Below are 16,603 nucleotides of genomic sequence, written 5' to 3'. Positions count from 1 at the left end.
CCTGGAGAGCCATTTGCGCCGGCCCAGCACCGTCTGGCTGACCGTCAGCCTCACCCTCAGCCTGCTCCTCGGTCTCGTGCAGGCGCTCCTGCTGCCTGCTGTGCCGGCCTCCGCCGCCGTCTCGGACTACCGCGTGGCCACCTGGAACATCGCGGCCAAGGGGGATCGGCTGAGCAGCACCGCGCCCCAACTGATACAGGCGCTGAACCTGAACCTGATGGCTCTCCAGGAGGTGCGCGACGACCCTCTGCCCGGAGCCGCGCAGCAGCCTCTGGCAGTTGTGGACGCGCGTGATGCCGCAGTGACCTGGACCGTCGAGACCTCCCAGTTGACTCCGGTGGCCGGTGGAACCATCTACTACGTCTACCGGGTCAAGACACCCGGAATCGGCAACCGCTCAGTGGTGTTCATCAGCGACACCCAGGTCGGAGCGGACCGGCTGATGATCTTCAGGCCGGACCTGCATCCCGAGGACAAGAAGGATAACTCCTTCCCCGTCCTCGGAATCCAGTTGGGCGACACCTGGTTCTTCAGCGCCCACGCGACCAGTACCAAGCCGCGTGGCAACAACAACTCGGACCTGATCGTCTCCGACCTCAGCGAGATCCTCGACGGCAAGCACCTGCAGCACTGGGCTGCGATGGGCGATTTCAACCGCCTCCCCAACCCCAAGCCAAGCATGACGCCCGCTGCAGTGAATCGCGAGAAGCCGCTGAACTCGACGTTCACCTGGGGCCCCGACGAGAAGGTCTACGCCTCCGGCAAGGACACCTACCGGAAGGGCCAGAGCAGGGCAGAGCTCGACTACGCGGTGGCCAAGAACGCGGCAGCCGGTTACCACGCCACCCGGCTCGACAGCCAGTACGGGTCCGACCACTACCCCGTGGTCTTCTCCACCGCTCAGGTGAACTCCGCCGTCTGCGTGACGGCGCCGCGCCCGATGAGCCTGCTCGACACCGCCGGTCCTGCCTGCCCTGACCAGCGGCCGCCCGCCACCGTGGCGCTGGGCGACAGCTACATCTCGGGCGAGGGCGGCCGCTGGGAAGGCAACGCCAACACCTGGGCGACCGGCCATGCTTGGGGAACCGACCTAGCCGCCGCGAACTGCACCGGCCCGGACGCCTGCGACCACGACCTCGGCCAGGTCTACGACGTCACCTCGTACGGCATCGGCAACGGCTGCGACCGGTCGGCGGGTTCGGAGATCGCGGGAGCCGACATCGACGGCGCGGCGCCCGATCAGCGCTTCAACCTGGCCTGTTCGGGGGCCACCACGGACGCCGTGACCAGCAGCTCTTTCAAGGACGAGGATCCACAAGTCGCGCAACTCGCGCAGCTCGCCCAGGACTACCAGGTCAAGACCGTGGTGCTGTCGGTGGGCGGCAACGACCTCAACTTCTCCGGCATCGTGGCCGAGTGCGGCAAGGCGTACCTCTACCCGCTGCGGACGCACTGCAACAGCAGCCAGGAGGCCACCTTCGCCTCGGGGTTGTCCACGGTGCAGAACAAGGTGACCGCGACCCTGCAGGCGGTGCGCAGCACCATGCAGCAGGCCGGCTACCCGGACGGCAGCTACACCCTGGTGCTGCAGTCGTATCCCCAGGCGCTGCCCCGCAGCACCGACAACCGGTACCGGCAGACCCTGGGCAGCCGCTACAACTCGGGCGGCTGCCCGTTCAACGACGACGACTCGGACTGGGCGCACGACTCGGTCATCCCGCGGATCTCCAACATGCTGCAGCAGACCGCCCGGGCCGGCGGCGCCACCTTCCTGGACCTCCAGGACGCCTTCGCCGGGCACGAGTTGTGTGCCGGCGCCGCCCAGCAGGCGACCTCGGCCAACAGCCCGACCAGCCCGCTGCCCGCGGCCCAGGCCGAATGGGTGCGCTGGGTGCCGTACTTGAAGGACTGGACGCAGAACCTGGGGTGGCAGTCGCAGGGCGACCAGCAGGAGGCGCTGCACCCCAACGCGTACGGGCAGCAGGTGCTGAGCGCCTGCCTGAGTCAACTGGTCGCTTCCTCGCCCGGTGCGGACACCGACTTCCGCTGCACCAACACGCCCGGCCAGGGCCCCGAGGGGGTGCGGGTGCGGCCGGGTTCGGGGCGCGGCATCGACGCCACCCTCTCGGTCGCCGACAACGAGGCCTACTTCTTCCACGGCGACAAGTACGCCCGGGTGACCTTCGACAAGCTCAACGCAGGCAGCGCGATCGTCGGCGGAGCGGACGCGGGGATCAAGAACATCGCCGACAACTGGCCGAGCCTGCGCGGCACCCCGTTCGCCGACAAGGTCGACGCGGCGTTCTCGCTGCCCGACCACAAGGGCGAGGCCTACCTGTTCAGCGGCAACCAGTACATCCGGATCAACAACGTCACGCCGGGTACCACCAACGACACCCGGGTCAACGGTCCGTGGGACATCTGCACCGGCTGGACCAGCCTGTGCAAGACGCCCGAACTGAAGGCGCTCTTCGGCAACGGCATCGACTCGGCGCTCTCGGTGCGCGACAACGAGGTGTACTTCTTCAAGAACGACCAGTACGTCCTGGTGCAGGCCAACATCGGCAGCATCGACCAGGTGCTCAACGGTCCCAAGCCGATCGCGGGCAACTGGCCGAGCCTGGCGGCCGCCGACGCGAAGGATCCGACGGCACACTTCAGCACGAAGATCGACACCGGCTTCGGGGTGCCGGAGTGGTACTGCAACTGGTTCCAGGCCATCGTGAGCCTCGGCATCCAGTGCGCGATCAGCAACCACCCGGGCTACGCGGCCTTCTTCAGCGGCGGGAAGTACGCCGTGACCTCGGTCGTCCCCGGCACCACGGACGACAAGCTGCTCTACGGCCCGACCCGGATCCGGGACACCTGGACGGCGCTGCGCAACACCATCTTCGACGACCAGCCGGACGCGGGCACCGCGCTGGCCCGCTCCATGATCACCGGCCCCTCACCCGGCGCAGACGGCGACCCGAACGGCCCGGGACCGTTCTCGACCAACCCGGCCGACCAGCCCGGCTGCCGCCCCGACGGCATGACCCCGACCGACGGCGTGAACACCCCCTACTGCCTGCGCTACGACAACACCGGCCGCGAACTGCTGGGCACCGCCCACCAGCGCCGGGTGGTCGGCTACTTCACCGGCTGGCGGACCGGCAAGAACGGCCAGCACATGTACCTGCCCAGCAGCATCCCGTGGGGGCAACTCACCCACGTCAACTACGCCTTCGCCCACCTCGACAACAACCAGCTCTCGGTCGGACCCGACGGACCCGACAACCCGGCCACCGGCATGACCTGGCCCGGCGTGCCCGGCGCCGAGACGGACCCGACGCTGCCGTACCAGGGCAACCTCAACCTGCTGACCAAGTACAAGAAGCAGCACCCCCGGGTCCGCACGCTGATCTCGGTCGGCGGCTGGGCCGAGACCGGCGGCGTGCTGAACCCGGACGGCAGCCGGACCGGCAACGGCGGCCTCTACACCCTGACCACCAATCAGGACGGCAGCGTCAACCAGCCCGCGATCGACACCTTCGCGGACTCCGCCGTGGCCTTCATCCGCCACTACGGCTTCGACGGCGTGGACATCGACTACGAGTACCCGGACGCGCTGCCCAACACCGGCAACCCGGCCGACTGGTCCGTCTCCAACCCGCGGCGCCCGGGCCTGACCGCCGGCTACACCGCCCTGATGAAGACGCTCCGCCAGAAACTGGACGCCGCGGCCGCGGCCGACCAGCACTACTACGAGCTGACCGCCGCCGGTTCCTCCTCCGGCTACCTGCTGCGCGGGATGGCGGACAACTCGGCGCTGCAGTACCTGGACTTCGTCAACGACATGTCCTACGACTTCCACGGCTCCTGGAACCGGTACGTGGGCCCCAACGCCCCGCTCTACGACGACGGCCGGGACGCCGAGCTGACCGCGGCCGGCATCTACGACACCGCCCACAACCCGGAGTACCAGCAGGAGGGCTACTTCAACACCGACTGGTCCTACCACTACTACCGCGGCGCCCTGCAGTCCGGCCGGATCAACGTCGGCGTGCCGTACTACACGCGGGGCTGGGACCACGTCACCGGCGGCGTCGGCAACGGCCTGTGGGGCACCTCGGACCTGCCCGACCAGTCGCAGTGCCCGCAGGGCACCGGCAGCAACGGCGGAACCGTCGCCTGCGGCTCCGGCGCCAAGGGCGTCGACAACCTCTGGCACGACAGCAACCCCGACGGCACCGAGCTCGGGGCCGGCTCGAACCCGATGTGGCACGCCAAGAACCTGGAGCGCGGCATCACCCCGTCCTACCTGCCGCGCTACGGACTCGACCCGACCGACCCGGCCAACCAGCCGAGCGGCTACTCCCGCCAGTGGGACGACACGCTCAAGGCCGGCTGGCTGTGGAACGACGCCAAGAAGACCTTCCTCTCCACCGAGGACGAGCAGGCGATCTCCACCAAGGCCCAGTACGTCAAGGACAACGGCATCGGCGGCATGACGATCTGGGAGCTCGGCGGCGACTACGACTGCCCCGCCCAGGGCGAGTGCGCGCCCGGCTACACGCTCACCAACCTGATCGGCTCCACCCTGAGCGGCGCCGCCCCCTACGGCAACACCCGTGCCGACCAAGCGCTGCCGCAGCAGACCATCGCCGTCACCGCCCAGTTGGTCAACTACCCGACCGACCTGGCCGACATGTGGCCGATGCAGCCCACGCTGCGGATCACCAACAACACCGGATCGGCCCTCTCGGCCGGCACCCAGCTCTCCTTCGACATCCCCACCTCCACCACACCCCTGCTGAAGGACGCGGCCTGGCACCCGATGACCGGCGTCGCACCGGGGCGGAGCGGGCCGAACACCGGCGGGCTGGGCGCCGACTTCCACCGGGTGACGATCACCCTCGGGTACTGCGAGGACATCCAACCAGGCAAGAGCCGTGACATCGGGATCAAGTACTACCTGCCGATCACCGGTCCGGCGAACTTCACCATCACCATCGGTGGCACCCAGTACGGGCTCGCCCAGGACAACCGGCAGGGCACCACCCTGGTCCAGCCCACCGCGCCCGGCTCCACCGGCTGCCAGGCCGAGCCGTGGGACGCGGCCCGCACCTACAACCCGGCACTCGCACCGTTCGCGCTCTGGCACACCGGCAACCTGTGGAAGGTCCAGGACGTCAACAGCGGCAACGTGATCGACCACCCGGGCGACTGGACCACCGCCCACCTGGTCGACTCGCAAGCCGGCAACGGCAACCAGCTGTGGAACGTCGTCGAGGACGGCGGCACCGGCCGGTACCGGATCAAGAGCAGCACCGGCGGCCACGAGCAGTGCCTCGGCGCCGACGGGCAGTTGGCCGACCTGTCCGTCCGGGACTGCGATCTGAGCAGCGGCCAGTGGTGGCAGCTCTTCGACGACCAGGGCAACCGGCTGTCGGGCGGAGTGCCGGCCGATGGCAAGGCGTTCTCCCTGCGGTCGGAGGCCGGCTCCGTCGCCGAACCCTTCAACAGCGGCGTGCTCCCGGGCACCCGGATCGTCGCCGGTGCCGGCGACGGCAGCACCCGCACCGTCGTGTCGTCCAACGGCTACTACTGGAAGGCGAAGTACTGGACCAAGGGCAACGTGCCCGACGCGACCGATCCCAACAACGCCTGGACCCGGCTGGGACCGGTGTCCTGACCCGACGGCGCGGGCCGCACGACGGCGCGGGCCGAACGACGGCCGGGGCGGCCCAGGCGGATCTCCGCCCGGGCCGCCCCGGCCGTCATCGGTCCCGTGGACCAGGGTGCCGCCGGGTCGGTACACGTCGGACGACGCCGCACCGACCGGACCGACTCGGATCGACTCGGATCGACCCGGGCCGTCGAGCGCGTGTCGGTTCACTCCCACGGCCGATGACCGGTCGCTCGACCGCAGGCCGGATCGTAGGCTCCGGCTATGGAGACGCGTACGGACGAGATCGCCGACCGCATCTACCGGATCTCCACCTTCATCCCGGAGGTGGCCGCACCGGCCGGGTTCACCTTCAACCAGTTCCTGGTGGACGCCGAGGAGCCGCTGCTCTTCCACACCGGAATGCGGCAGCTGTTCCCGCTCGTCTCGGAGGCGGTCGACCGGATCGTGCCGGTGGAGCGGCTGCGCTGGATCACCTTCGGGCACGTGGAGTCCGACGAGTGCGGCGCGATGAACGAGTTCCTGGCGGCGGCCCCGCACGCGCAGGTGGCCCACGGGCTGCTCGGCTGCCTGGTGTCGCTGAACGATCTCGCCGACCGTCCGCCGGTGCCGATGGCGGACGGCGAGATCCTCGACCTCGGCGGCAAGCAGCTGCGCCGACGCGTACGCCACCTCAACACGCCGCACGTTCCCCACAATTGGGAAGCTCGGGTGCTCTTCGAGGAGACGACCGGCACGCTGTTCTGCGGAGACCTGTTCACCCAGTTCGGTAATGGTCCGGCCGTGACCGGCGACGGCCTCATCGACCAGGCGCTTGAGGCGGAGATCGCCCTCCGGCAGACCTCCTGTCTCACCGCCGCGATCCAAACCCTCCGTGCACTGGCCGAGTTGGGGCCGACCACGCTCGCGGTGATGCACGGCTCCTCGTTCCACGGCGACGGCGCTGCGGCGCTGCGCGCCCTCGCCGAGGCGTATGAGCAACGCTTCAGCCCGGAAAGCGAGTTCGCGGCCCGCCCGAGCGTCCTGGAGAGCCCGCCGGCCTGAAGTGGCCGGCCGCTGAGCGGCCTCAGGCATGGTCGGTGTCAGAGCCGTGACAGTCGTATGTCAGGTCCGTCGGCGATGGTGGATGCACCAACCGCCCACGGAAGGACCTCCGATGACCACCACGGCTCCCATCCCGAACGGCCTTCCCATGGAGCGCGATGCGGGCCCCTTCGACCCGCCCCGCGAGATCAGCCGGCTGCGCGAGGCTCGGCCGGTCAGTCCCATGCTCTTCCCCGACGGCCACGAGGGTTGGCTCGTCACCGGCTACGACGAGCTCCGCCAGCTCATGGCCGACACAAGGTTCAGCTCCCGGCAGGACATCGGCGTCCTCCACGTGCCGTACGAGATCCCCGGCATGCCCGAGATGACCGAACCGGCCCCCCAGACGCCGGGACTGTTCATCAGCATGGACCCGCCGGACCACACCCGGCTGCGGCGCAAGCTCACCGGCGCCTTCACCGTCAAGCGCATGAAGCAGCTCGAGGCGCACATCGCCGACATCGTCGAGCGGCAGCTGGACGAGATGGCGCGGCTCGCCCCGCCGGTCGACCTGGTCAAGGAGTTCGCGCTGTCGGTGCCCTCGCTGGTGATCTGCGAGATGCTCGGCGTTCCCTATGCGGACCGGGAGGAGTTCCAGGTCAACTCCGCCAAGTTCCTGATCAGGGACCAGTCGCTGGACGAGAAGATGGTCGCGTACAACGCCATGACCGCGTACCTCGCCGAACTGGTCACGAACAAGCGTGCCACCCCCGGTGAGGACCTGCTGTCCGACCTGGCCCGCGACGAAGACCTCAGCATCGCGGAACTGATCGGCATGGCCTTCCTGCTGCTGTTCGCCGGCCACGAGACCACCGCCAACATGCTGGCCCTGGGCACCTTCGCGCTGCTGGAGCACCCCGAGCAGCTGGCCGAACTGCGGGCCGACCCGGAGCTGCTGCCGGGTGCCGTCGAGGAGTTGATGCGCTACCTGTCCGTCGTCGACATCCTCTTCCGCTACGCCACGGAGGACATCGAGCTCGGCGGTGAGACGATCAGCCGGGGATCGACCGTCGTCGTCTCCCAGTTGGCCGCCAACCACGACCCCCGGCGCTTCGACAACCCCGACACCCTGGACATCCACCGCGACGCTCGCGGTCACCTGTCCCTCGGCCACGGCGTCCACCAGTGCCTGGGGCAGCAGTTGGCCCGCGTCGAGATGCGCGCCGGCTTCGCCGGACTGCTGCGGCGCTTCCCGACCCTCCAACTCGCCATCCCCGCCGGTGAGGTGAGGCTCAGGACCGACATGACCATCTACGGCGTCCACGAACTCCCGGTCAGCTGGACGGAATCGGCCTCGTAACCCCCCGGAAAACGGGGACGGCCCGTCCCGTCAGACGTCGCGGCGGCGCACCACCAGCAGGGTGAGCAGCAGCGCGAGCAACGGCCAGGCCAGCAGCGCCACCCAGCACTGCAGCGCGCCGGGCGGGAACGGGCCGTCGTTGTCGAAGGCGGTGTGCTGGCTGACCAGGCCGAACCACGCGTTGCGCGGCATCGCGTCGCTGATCGCGGCGAGCAGGTGGTTGCCGCTGTTGCTGGGGATGGCGTCGGCCAGCAGGCTCTGGGCCACGAAGACCGTGAAGAAGGAGGCCACCGGGATCCGGATGAGCGCGCCGATGAACATGCCGATGATCGCGCTCACCGGAACCAGCAGCACGGAGGCGAGGAAGGCCTGCAGCACAAGGGGGTTGCCGAAGGAGATGCCGAGCTGCCTGGGGCCCAGGATCGACTGCGCGGTGACGAACGAGGCCACCGCGGCGACCAGGCCGGCGGCGGTCGTGACGGACGCGAGGACGGCTGCCTTGGCGAGCACGATCCGCCGGCGGTCCGGGACGGCGATGAAGGTCGTCCGGATCAGCCCGCTGGAGAACTCGCCGACCATGGAGAGCGCGCCCAGGGCGCCGGCCCCGATGGTGAGGAAGGCGAAGGTGCCCTCGCTGAAGGAGCCGCTCACCCGGTCATAGCCGGCCCGCGCCGAGGCGTTGACCAGGTGGACGCCGCCGCTGGTGAGCCAGGCCCCGCCAATGCTCATCAGCAGCGCCAGCCCCAGCATGACGTAGGTGGACCGCTGGGCGAACAGCTTGATCCATTCGAAAGCGAACAAGTCACTGAACCGGCCGCGGTGTTCGGCATCGGACGCGACGGGTACCGGGGTCGTCGGCATGGTCCTCATCAGACGTCCCGGCGGCGCAGCATCAGCACCACGATGGCGACCGAGACGATGGGCAAGCCGATCAGCGCGCTCCAGGCCGTCGGCACCGACTGGAGGTGCCCCACGATGTGCCCGTGGGCCATGATGCACAGGCGGGCCCACGCGTAAGAGGGCAGCGCGTCGGCGAGGTGGTTCCGCAGGTCGGCGCTCAGCAGCGGCACCTGCCCCTTGACAGCCACCGGCCCGACCAGGAAGAAGGCCAGCACCGCGAAGACGGTGCCCGCGGTGTTGCGGATCAGCGCGGCCAGCGCCATGCCGATCAGACCGCAGACCGGCAGCATCAGCGTGGTGGCCAGGATGCTCCGCCTCACGCCCGGAGTGCTGAACGAGTAGCCGGGGATCCGGTCCGAGAAGACCATGAAGGTGACGGCCCAGATGGCTGTGCTGAGGAGCAGGCCGACGGCGGCCAGTACGCCCGCCACCACGGCGACCTTTGCGAGCATCACCCGGTTGCGGTCCGGTACGGCGATCAGGCTGGTACGGATCAGCCCGGAGGCGTACTCGCCGGAGATGGTCATCGCGCTGACCGTGCCGACAATGGCCTGCAGGAGCAGGAAGGTGGGCATGTCGAAGGCGTCATGCGCCGGGTCAGGGTCGGCCTTCATCCAGTCGGCCATGGTCGGCCAGGCGTCGTAGGTGTTGGCCGCGGCCTTGTACGCGAAGTACACGTACATGATGACCAGGCAGCCCAGCACGATCCCGGTCGACCGCAGTGACCAGAGCTTGATCCACTCGGCGCCGAGCAGGTCGCGCCAGCGTGCGCGCCGTTCGGCGACTTCGGACGGAACGATCGCGATCGTCGCGGTCACCGGCCCGCACCCCCGCTCGCCAACGAACCAGCGCGGTACTGAACGGAGTCGGCAGTCAGCTCCATGAACGCGTCCTCCAGCGTGCCGCCGCGCGCGGTGACCTCGTGCACCATGACGCGGTGGGTGAAGGCCAGTTCGTTCACCTGCGCCGCGGTGAGGCCGGTGACGGTGATGCTCTCGTGGCCGGTGACCTGCGCCGCGCCGCCCGCCTCGTGCAGCACCCGCGCCAGTGCCTCCGGGGCAGGAGTGCGGACCACGACCTGACCGGTGGTGGCCCGGGCGGCGAAGGTGGCCAGGGGCTCGTCGGCGATCAACTTGCCACCGCCGACGACCACCAGATGGTCGGCGGTGTGCTCCATCTCGCTCATCAGGTGGCTGGAGACGAAGACGGTGCGTCCCTCGGCGGCGAGTCGGCGGAACAGCTCGCGGGCCCAGCGGATGCCCTCCGGGTCGAGGCCGTTGACCGGCTCGTCGAAGAGCAGCACGGGCGGGTCGCCGAGCAGCGCGGTGGCGATCCCCAGGCGCTGGCGCATGCCGAGCGAGAAACCGCCGATCCGCCGCTTGCCCGCGTCACCGAGGCCGACCGTCTCCAGCACCTCCTGGACCCGGCGCCGCGGCAGACCGTTGCTGCGGGCGAGTGCGGCAAGGTGCGCGTTGGCGGTGCGTCCCTTGTGCACGTCGTTGGCGTCCAGCAGGGCGCCGACGTGTCGCAGGCCGGTGCCGAAGTCACGGAACCGGCGACCGTTGACGGTCGCGGTGCCGCTGGTGGGCGTGTTCAGACCCAGCAGCATGCGCATCGTGGTGGTCTTGCCGGCACCGTTCGGGCCGAGGAAGCCGGTCACCTGACCGGGGTGCGCGGTGAAGGTCAGGCCGTCGACGGCGATGACGCTGCCGTACCGCTTCGTGAGCTCGTTGATTTCGATCACGGCACCGATGGTTTCCCAGGCCAGGAGGGCGACACATCAGACCGCGGGGTGCATCGCATCAGCCCGTGGGCGCAATACCGGGGAAGGATCCCGGTGATCGGACCGACGGTTAGCATCTCAGGCGTGCAACGATCTTCGAGGCTGTTCGCCCTGCCGAGACGACTCCTGACGCTGTCGAAGCGGCTGTCGCCGGACGCCCTGGCGGCCCTCAGCTGGTGCGCCGTGCCTCCCTACGCGTTCCTGCTCTACGTCACCGTGCCGCAAGCCCCCCATTCGGGCTCCTTGCTGGCGGGCATCCTCCGGCCGGGCTCGCTGAGTGTGCTGCTGGCAGCGGTGGTGCTGGCACTGCCGATCGGCTGGACCAGCCGGCGCGCGCCGCAGGTCCTCGGGGTGGTGCTGGCCGAGGTGCTCGCGACCCGAGCCTTCGGGGAGAGGAGCTGGCCACTGTCCGTCGCGGCGGCCGTACTGGTCTTCTACATCGCCGCCAGCCGGTCGCGCCTGACGGCCGGCCTCGCGCTGGCCGCCACCGGGGCCGTCTGGGTCGTCGACTCGCTGAGTCTGCGATCAACCTCGGCGGCGGTGCGCTCGCTCACCGGCCCGTCCTCGGCCGTCATCGTGGTCACCGCGTCCGCCTGGATCCTGGGCAGCTGGATCCGGCTGCGGCAGACCCACGCCGAGGCGCTGCGCGCCCAGGCCGCCCACCAGGCGGTCCAGGACGAGCGGCTGCGGATCGCCCGCGAGCTGCATGACATGGTCGCCCACAGCATCGGCGTCATCGCGATCCAGGCCGGTGTGGGCAAGCGCGTCTTCGAGACGCAACCGGCCAGTGCCCGCGAGGCGTTGAGCACCATCGAGAGCAGCAGCCGGGAGACCCTGGCGGGGCTGCGCCGGATGCTCGGCGCGCTGCGGGAGGCCGACTCGGACGATGCCGACTCCGCTCCGGTGCCCGGCCTGGCGGACGTCGAGCGGCTGGCCGCGACCACGGCCGACGCCGGGCTCGAGGTCGAGGTGCACTGGGGCGGGAGGCGCCGCTCGCTGCCGCCGGAGATCGAGCTGTCCGCCTACCGGATCATCCAGGAGTCGGTGACCAACGTGGTGCGCCACGCGGGGGCCGGCCGTTGCCGGGTGTCCGTCGACTACCGGGAGGAAGAGTTGTCCATCGAGGTCACCGACGACGGTCGGGCCGGTGCTGCGACGAGCGTCGGCAGCGGCTACGGGCTGATCGGCATGCGCGAGCGGGTCGGTCTGCTGCACGGTCAGTTCACGGCGGGGCCCCGGCCGGACGGCGGCTACCTGGTCGCTGCGAGGCTGCCGGTATGACGATCCGTATCGTGCTGGCCGACGACCAGCCGCTGGTGCGCGCCGGACTGCGCGTGCTGATCAGCGACGCCCCGGACATCGAGGTGGTGGGGGAGGCGGGCACCGGCACCGAGGCGCTCCGACTGGCCCGGGAGCTGCAGCCCGACGTCGTGGTGATGGACATCCGGATGCCCGGGATGGACGGGATCGAGGCCACCCGGCAGATCACGGCCGAGCGCCTGCCGACCCGCGTCATCATGCTCACCACGTTCGACGGCGACGAGAACGTCTACGCCGCGCTGCGCGGCGGCGCCAGCGGGTTCCTGGTCAAGGACATGGTGCTGGACGACATCTTCGCCGCGATCCGGGTGGTCGCCGCCGGCGACGCGCTGATCGCACCGGGGGTCACCCGGCGTCTGATCCAGGAGTTCGCCGCACGGGGACCGGCCACCCCGCCGCGCCGCCTGCTCGACGGGATCACCGAGCGTGAGCGCGAGGTCCTGACCCTGATCGGGCGCGGCTTGTCCAACAGCGAGATCGCGGCCCAGCTGTACATCAGTGTCGCCACCACCAAGAGCCATGTGGCCCGCCTGCTGGCCAAGTTGGGCGCGCGCGATCGGGTCCAACTGGTCATCACGGCCTATGACGCGGGCATGGTCGCGCCCAACGGCTGAACACTTGTCCATCGCCCGTCTCATCGCAGTTCACCCGATAGAAGGCAACTCCGATATTCAGGCCATACCGCTGGCCGGCCGTCCATAGAGTCTGCCCTGCCGTCCGGACGGGACGGCATCCATCGGTATCCATCGCTGGTGATCAGGAGTGGACATGAGGGCTTCCGGGCGTCTGGCCGTCTCGGCCATGGCAGCGGCCATGGCGGCGCTGGGGGCAGGAGCCGTCGCTCCCGCCTCCTCCGCCGCCACGGCGTCGTCGACGTGCAGCGGGGCGGAATGCCCCAGCCTGAAGCCGACCAGGTTGACGGCCAGTCAGGCCAGCCTGAACGTCACCCAGATGCAGTTGGAGAACATCAACGCGATGGCCTCCGACGCGGTGACCGGGGAGCCCGTTCGCGGTGCGAAGATCGTGTTCGCCACCATGGGCGGCCGGACGCTCGGGGCGGCCTACACGGACTACGACGGCATCGCCGCGATCGCCGCCCCGGAGAACCTGGGCCCCGGAACCCTCCAGGAGCTGCTGGGCGGCTATGAAGCGGCGATGGTCGGCGACGGCATCCACGCCCCGGCCGGGGCCCACGGAGCGATCACCATCGGCACGGACCAGGGCCCCGGTGTCCCCGGCAACCCCTGCTCCATCTGCAGCGACCGTGCGCTCAAGCAGGACGTGGTGCCGGTCGACTGGAGCCGGTAGCGGTGGGGATCTTCCGTCGGCGGCTCCGGGCGGCTGACTGCGGTGCTGCGGCAGGGCTCCGGGTCGGGGTCCGGGAGGTCGGGCGGGAGGCCGGTGCTGTGGCACAGGTCAGCCCGGCCGGCCCGGTCAACGGCTACGTGGTTCTGGAGACCGTGGCCGCGCTGCCGATCAGCACCTGGCGCTACCTCTGGGAGCCCGAGGAGGTGCGCCACCTCGGACCGATGGCCCAGGACTGGCACGCCGCCTTCGGCTTCAACCAGGACGACACCACCATCCCCGTCGTCGACGGCCTCGGTGTCGCCCTGGTCTGCATCCAGGCGCTCAACCGCCGCGTGGACGAGCTCACGGCCGAAGTGGACCGCCTGCGACAATCCGCGAGCGTGAGCAGCACCGTGGGCGCCAACCACCGCACCCCAGAAGGGAGAAGGACACCTTGGCTCGACACGACACCGTGACGGAAGCATCCGAGACGATGGATGACCGGCCGGCGGTGAGTACGGACGCGGTCTGGCGGCTACCGGTGACCGTCTGCCGGATCACCCAGTTCCTGGGCGAGCCGACGGCCGGCGCCCTGCTGGAGCGCGCCATCGCCTGCGCCGACGACACGTTGAAGCCCTCCATGATTCGCGACCGGGAGGTGGATCCCGACTACCGCCGGTCCCGGTCGCGCGGAGACTTCGCCGCGCCTGAGCTGATGGCGGCCATCGGCGAGGTCCTGGAGGCGGTCGAGCACACCCTTGGAGTCTCCTGCCACAACACGGAACCCGACTGCAGCCTCAACGTGCACAACGACGGCGACTTCTACCGGTCGCACCAGGACAGCGACATGAGGTTCGCCCCCAGGCGCCTGCTCACGTTCGTCTACTACCTGCACCGCACACCCCGGCCGTTCGATGGCGGCGAACTGCGCATGTTCGACGCCGCGTTGCCGCTGCACACCGGGACAGCCGGAAGGTGGCAGGAGCGCACCTGGCGGGACTGGGAGCCCGAGCACGACAGCATCGTCTTCTTCCTGCCCACCGCCTGGCATGAGGTGCGGCCGGTGAGCTGCCCGAGCAAGCGGCACGCGGACAGCCGCTTCGCCATCAACGGCTGGCTGTGCAGCCCTGACCCGGCGAACCGCGGGAGCCTTAGCTCGGTTGGCCGTACAGCTCCGTGATCTGCGCTGCGGCGCGGGCGAGTTCGGTGCGTGCCTCGGGCGGCGTGAGGACTTCGAGGTCCGCGCCGAACGGGAGCAGCGTGCGGGCGGCCCCGATGGTGCCGAAAGCGAAGACGACTTCGGCCCACTCGCCGTCAAGAGGGTTGGGCGGGACGGCCATTCGCGGCGCGTGGATGCGCAGCAGCAGATCGAGGCGGGTGCGGCGGACGCGGACGTGGACGCGCACGCCCTCGGAGACGCGCTCGACCTGGTCGCGGAGTACCGTCCACACATCGGCCAGGCCGAGGCCGGGTCGGTGGCGCACCGGCTCGTCGCAGACGGCGGCCGCCAGCACCCGGTCCACCCGGAACAGGCGCGGTGCGGCGTCCAGATCGGCCACCAGGTACCAGACGCCGGCCTTGCTCACCAGTCCGTACGGGTCGACGGTGTACTCGCTCGGTTCGGTGTCACCACTGTGACGGTACGTCAGAAAGATGCGCCGATCGGCGAAGACGGCCCGCTGCAACTCGCCCAGGGCAGCCGCCGAGTCGACCGGACGCTGCATCCAGCGCGCCGGGTCGATCAGGATCCGCTCGCTGGTGCGCTCGGCCACCGGGCGGTGCGGGGCCGGGAGAGCCGCCATCACCTTGCGCAGCGCCGAGTTGATGGCGTCCCCGAGGCCCAGTTCCTGGTGCGACCCCTGGGCGGAGAGGACGAACAGCGCACGAGCCTCGTCGCTGGTCAGCCCGGTGACGTCGGTGCGGTAGCCGGGCAGCAGGTTGATCCCGCCGTGCCGACCGCGCTCGGCCCAGACGGGGACGCCGGCCGCCGACAGAGCCTCGATGTCCCGGTAGATGGTGCGGACGGAGACCTCCAGGCGCTCGGCCAACTCGGTGGCGGGCACCTGGCCGCGGGTCTGGAGCAGCAGCAGGATCGACAGCAGTCGGTCGGCTTTCACAAGATCCCATTAAACCTGACGCTCGTTGTCAGGTATGGCCGGAAGAGTGTCCCTCGCAAGGAACGCAAGGACCGCAAGGACCGCAAGCAAGAACACCGCCGCGCACAACAGGAGTTGCCCCGATGGACCCGCGCCCCCTCTACCTCCGCACCCTCGACCAGCTGGAGACGGTCTTCGCCAAGGTCACCCCGGCCGACCTCGACCGCCCCACCCCGTGCACCGAGTACGACCTGCGGGCGCTGCTCGGCCACGTCATCGGCGGCATCCACCGGATCGCCTACATCGGCGAGGGCGGCCGAGCCCTGGACATCTCCCCGAACGTCGACCGGGTCGACGACACGGACTGGTCGGGCGCCCTCGACCGGGCCCGCGCCCGTGCAGTGACCGCCTGGGCGGACGACGCCAAGCTCGACCGGATCGTGGAGGTCCCCTGGGGCGAGATGCCCGGCCGGATGGCGATGGTCGGCTACGTGATGGAGGCCGTCACCCACACCTGGGACATCGCCCAGGCGGTCGCCCTGGACGCCGCCCTGGACGAGGAGTTGGCACTCATCTCGCTCGACATGGCCCAGAAGGCGCTCCCGGCCGAGCGCAGCCGCGAGGGCCTGCCCTTCGGCCCCCTGCAGGCCGTCCCGGCCGACGCGAACGGCTACGCCCGCCTGGCAGCCTGGCTCGGCCGAGCGGTCTGAGCCCCACCGCCCTGCGGGGGCCGCCCGGGCCCCCGCAGCAGCGCTCACTCCTCGACGAATCGGTCGCGGTAGGCCCGCTCCTTCCACCAGGAGAAGTCGTAATCCGCCTCCTCCATCGCATCGAGCCGACGCAGCACATGGCTCACGAACTCGGCGGGAAGCCTGACCGAGTGGGCGGTCACGTAGTGACTGAGTCCGCTGGGCCAGACGAACGCGCCGTCCGTTCGCTCGCCATTGCCATTGGACCGATCGCAGACACGGCAGCGGGACATGCCCATGAACTCGCGGCTCAGCTGCCCCTGGTCGAGGTAGGTGGCCACCAGGTACCGCTCCTCCTCGTCCCACGTCGGATCGATCAGCGGGACGGGGTCCGGCAGTTCCGGGGCGGCGGCGGACCGCCAGTAACCCAGTGCCCTGACAGTCATTCGGCCTCCCTACGGCCTGATCGGAAGAACA

At 69.9% G+C, this 16,603-nt stretch carries 14 protein-coding genes; 9 read left to right on the top strand and 5 right to left on the bottom strand.

All coding sequences use genetic code 11. The features are described 5' to 3' along the window. The first annotated feature begins 13 nt into the window (after window positions 1-13). From E6W39_RS10270 to E6W39_RS10260, 3 genes are all read left to right on the top strand, one after another. A complete protein-coding gene (locus E6W39_RS10270; protein ID WP_141633268.1) occupies window positions 14-5,674 on the top strand; it encodes a glycosyl hydrolase family 18 protein in 5,661 nt (1,886 codons plus the stop codon). A gap of 258 nt (window positions 5,675-5,932) precedes the next feature. Then, entirely contained in the window at window positions 5,933-6,712 is a 780-nt protein-coding gene (locus E6W39_RS10265) for an oxygen-binding di-iron domain-containing protein (RefSeq protein WP_141633267.1), read from the top strand. A gap of 112 nt (window positions 6,713-6,824) precedes the next feature. Then, window positions 6,825-8,051 carry a cytochrome P450 gene (locus E6W39_RS10260; RefSeq protein ID WP_141633266.1) on the top strand — a complete coding sequence of 409 codons (1,227 nt, stop codon included), beginning with the start codon at window positions 6,825-6,827 and terminating at the stop codon, window positions 8,049-8,051. Between the two features lie 30 nt (window positions 8,052-8,081). Here the strand turns inward: E6W39_RS10260 and E6W39_RS10255 are convergent, their stop codons facing one another. Genes E6W39_RS10255 through E6W39_RS10245 form a run of 3 tightly spaced genes read right to left on the bottom strand, consistent with a single transcriptional unit; the run spans window position 8,082 to window position 10,695 of the window. Next, on the bottom strand, window positions 8,082-8,912 hold the full coding sequence (locus E6W39_RS10255) for an ABC transporter permease (protein ID WP_181799183.1): 831 nt from the start codon (window positions 8,910-8,912) through the stop codon (window positions 8,082-8,084). Between the two features lie 8 nt (window positions 8,913-8,920). After that, window positions 8,921-9,769: an ABC transporter permease gene (locus E6W39_RS10250; RefSeq protein ID WP_141633264.1), complete on the bottom strand. Its 849-nt coding sequence runs from the start codon at window positions 9,767-9,769 to the stop codon at window positions 8,921-8,923. After that, a complete protein-coding gene (locus E6W39_RS10245; protein WP_181799182.1) occupies window positions 9,766-10,695 on the bottom strand; it encodes an ABC transporter ATP-binding protein in 930 nt (309 codons plus the stop codon). The genes E6W39_RS10250 and E6W39_RS10245 overlap by 4 nt, the downstream gene beginning before the upstream one ends. A gap of 123 nt (window positions 10,696-10,818) precedes the next feature. Here E6W39_RS10245 and E6W39_RS10240 point away from each other — a divergent pair, with 123 nt between their 5' ends. The 5 genes from E6W39_RS10240 (at window position 10,819) to E6W39_RS10220 (ending at window position 14,521) form a co-directional block, all read left to right on the top strand. Continuing rightward, the gene (locus E6W39_RS10240; RefSeq protein WP_228718063.1) at window positions 10,819-12,015 is read left to right on the top strand and encodes a sensor histidine kinase; all 1,197 of its coding nucleotides are present in this window, start codon (window positions 10,819-10,821) and stop codon (window positions 12,013-12,015) included. Then, a complete protein-coding gene (locus E6W39_RS10235) occupies window positions 12,012-12,668 on the top strand; it encodes a response regulator (RefSeq protein ID WP_141633262.1) in 657 nt (218 codons plus the stop codon). Before E6W39_RS10240 ends, E6W39_RS10235 begins: the two co-directional genes overlap by 4 nt. Window positions 12,669-12,822: 154 nt before the next feature. Beyond that, a complete protein-coding gene (locus E6W39_RS10230) occupies window positions 12,823-13,362 on the top strand; it encodes a hypothetical protein (RefSeq protein ID WP_141633261.1) in 540 nt (179 codons plus the stop codon). Window positions 13,363-13,460: 98 nt separating this feature from the next. Further along, window positions 13,461-13,817, top strand: a complete 357-nt coding sequence (locus E6W39_RS10225) for a tail fiber domain-containing protein (protein ID WP_228718062.1) — start codon at window positions 13,461-13,463, stop codon at window positions 13,815-13,817. Continuing rightward, complete coding sequence (locus E6W39_RS10220) at window positions 13,814-14,521, top strand: 2OG-Fe(II) oxygenase (RefSeq protein ID WP_228718061.1); 708 nt, start codon at window positions 13,814-13,816, stop codon at window positions 14,519-14,521. Before E6W39_RS10225 ends, E6W39_RS10220 begins: the two co-directional genes overlap by 4 nt. Here the strand turns inward: E6W39_RS10220 and E6W39_RS10215 are convergent. Next, window positions 14,493-15,458 carry a helix-turn-helix transcriptional regulator gene (locus tag E6W39_RS10215; protein ID WP_141633259.1) on the bottom strand — a complete coding sequence of 322 codons (966 nt, stop codon included), beginning with the start codon at window positions 15,456-15,458 and terminating at the stop codon, window positions 14,493-14,495. The genes E6W39_RS10220 and E6W39_RS10215 overlap by 29 nt on opposite strands. A gap of 122 nt (window positions 15,459-15,580) precedes the next feature. Here E6W39_RS10215 and E6W39_RS10210 point away from each other — a divergent pair, with 122 nt between their 5' ends. Further along, window positions 15,581-16,147: a TIGR03086 family metal-binding protein gene (locus E6W39_RS10210; protein ID WP_141633258.1), complete on the top strand. Its 567-nt coding sequence runs from the start codon at window positions 15,581-15,583 to the stop codon at window positions 16,145-16,147. Window positions 16,148-16,191: 44 nt separating this feature from the next. On the opposite strand, the gene E6W39_RS10205 is transcribed toward E6W39_RS10210, so the two are convergent. Beyond that, on the bottom strand, window positions 16,192-16,572 hold the full coding sequence (locus tag E6W39_RS10205; RefSeq protein WP_141633257.1) for a hypothetical protein: 381 nt from the start codon (window positions 16,570-16,572) through the stop codon (window positions 16,192-16,194). Window positions 16,573-16,603: the final 31 nt, after the last annotated feature.

It is taken from the genome of Kitasatospora acidiphila (assembly GCF_006636205.1).
Taxonomy (GTDB): Bacteria; Actinomycetota; Actinomycetes; order Streptomycetales; family Streptomycetaceae; genus Kitasatospora; species Kitasatospora acidiphila.
Note: the sequence above shows the minus strand (reverse complement) of the source record. Positions and strands in the feature narration are given on the sequence as shown.

Coding starts and splice junctions, on each gene's coding strand:
- E6W39_RS10265 (WP_141633267.1), top strand. CDS start 5,933: ATGGAGACGCGTACGGACGAGATCGCCGACCGCATCTACCGGATCTCC.
- E6W39_RS10260 (WP_141633266.1), top strand. CDS start 6,825: ATGACCACCACGGCTCCCATCCCGAACGGCCTTCCCATGGAGCGCGAT.
- E6W39_RS10255 (WP_181799183.1), bottom strand. CDS start 8,912: ATGCCGACGACCCCGGTACCCGTCGCGTCCGATGCCGAACACCGCGGC.
- E6W39_RS10235 (WP_141633262.1), top strand. CDS start 12,012: ATGACGATCCGTATCGTGCTGGCCGACGACCAGCCGCTGGTGCGCGCC.
- E6W39_RS10230 (WP_141633261.1), top strand. CDS start 12,823: ATGAGGGCTTCCGGGCGTCTGGCCGTCTCGGCCATGGCAGCGGCCATG.
- E6W39_RS10210 (WP_141633258.1), top strand. CDS start 15,581: ATGGACCCGCGCCCCCTCTACCTCCGCACCCTCGACCAGCTGGAGACG.
- E6W39_RS10205 (WP_141633257.1), bottom strand. CDS start 16,572: ATGACTGTCAGGGCACTGGGTTACTGGCGGTCCGCCGCCGCCCCGGAA.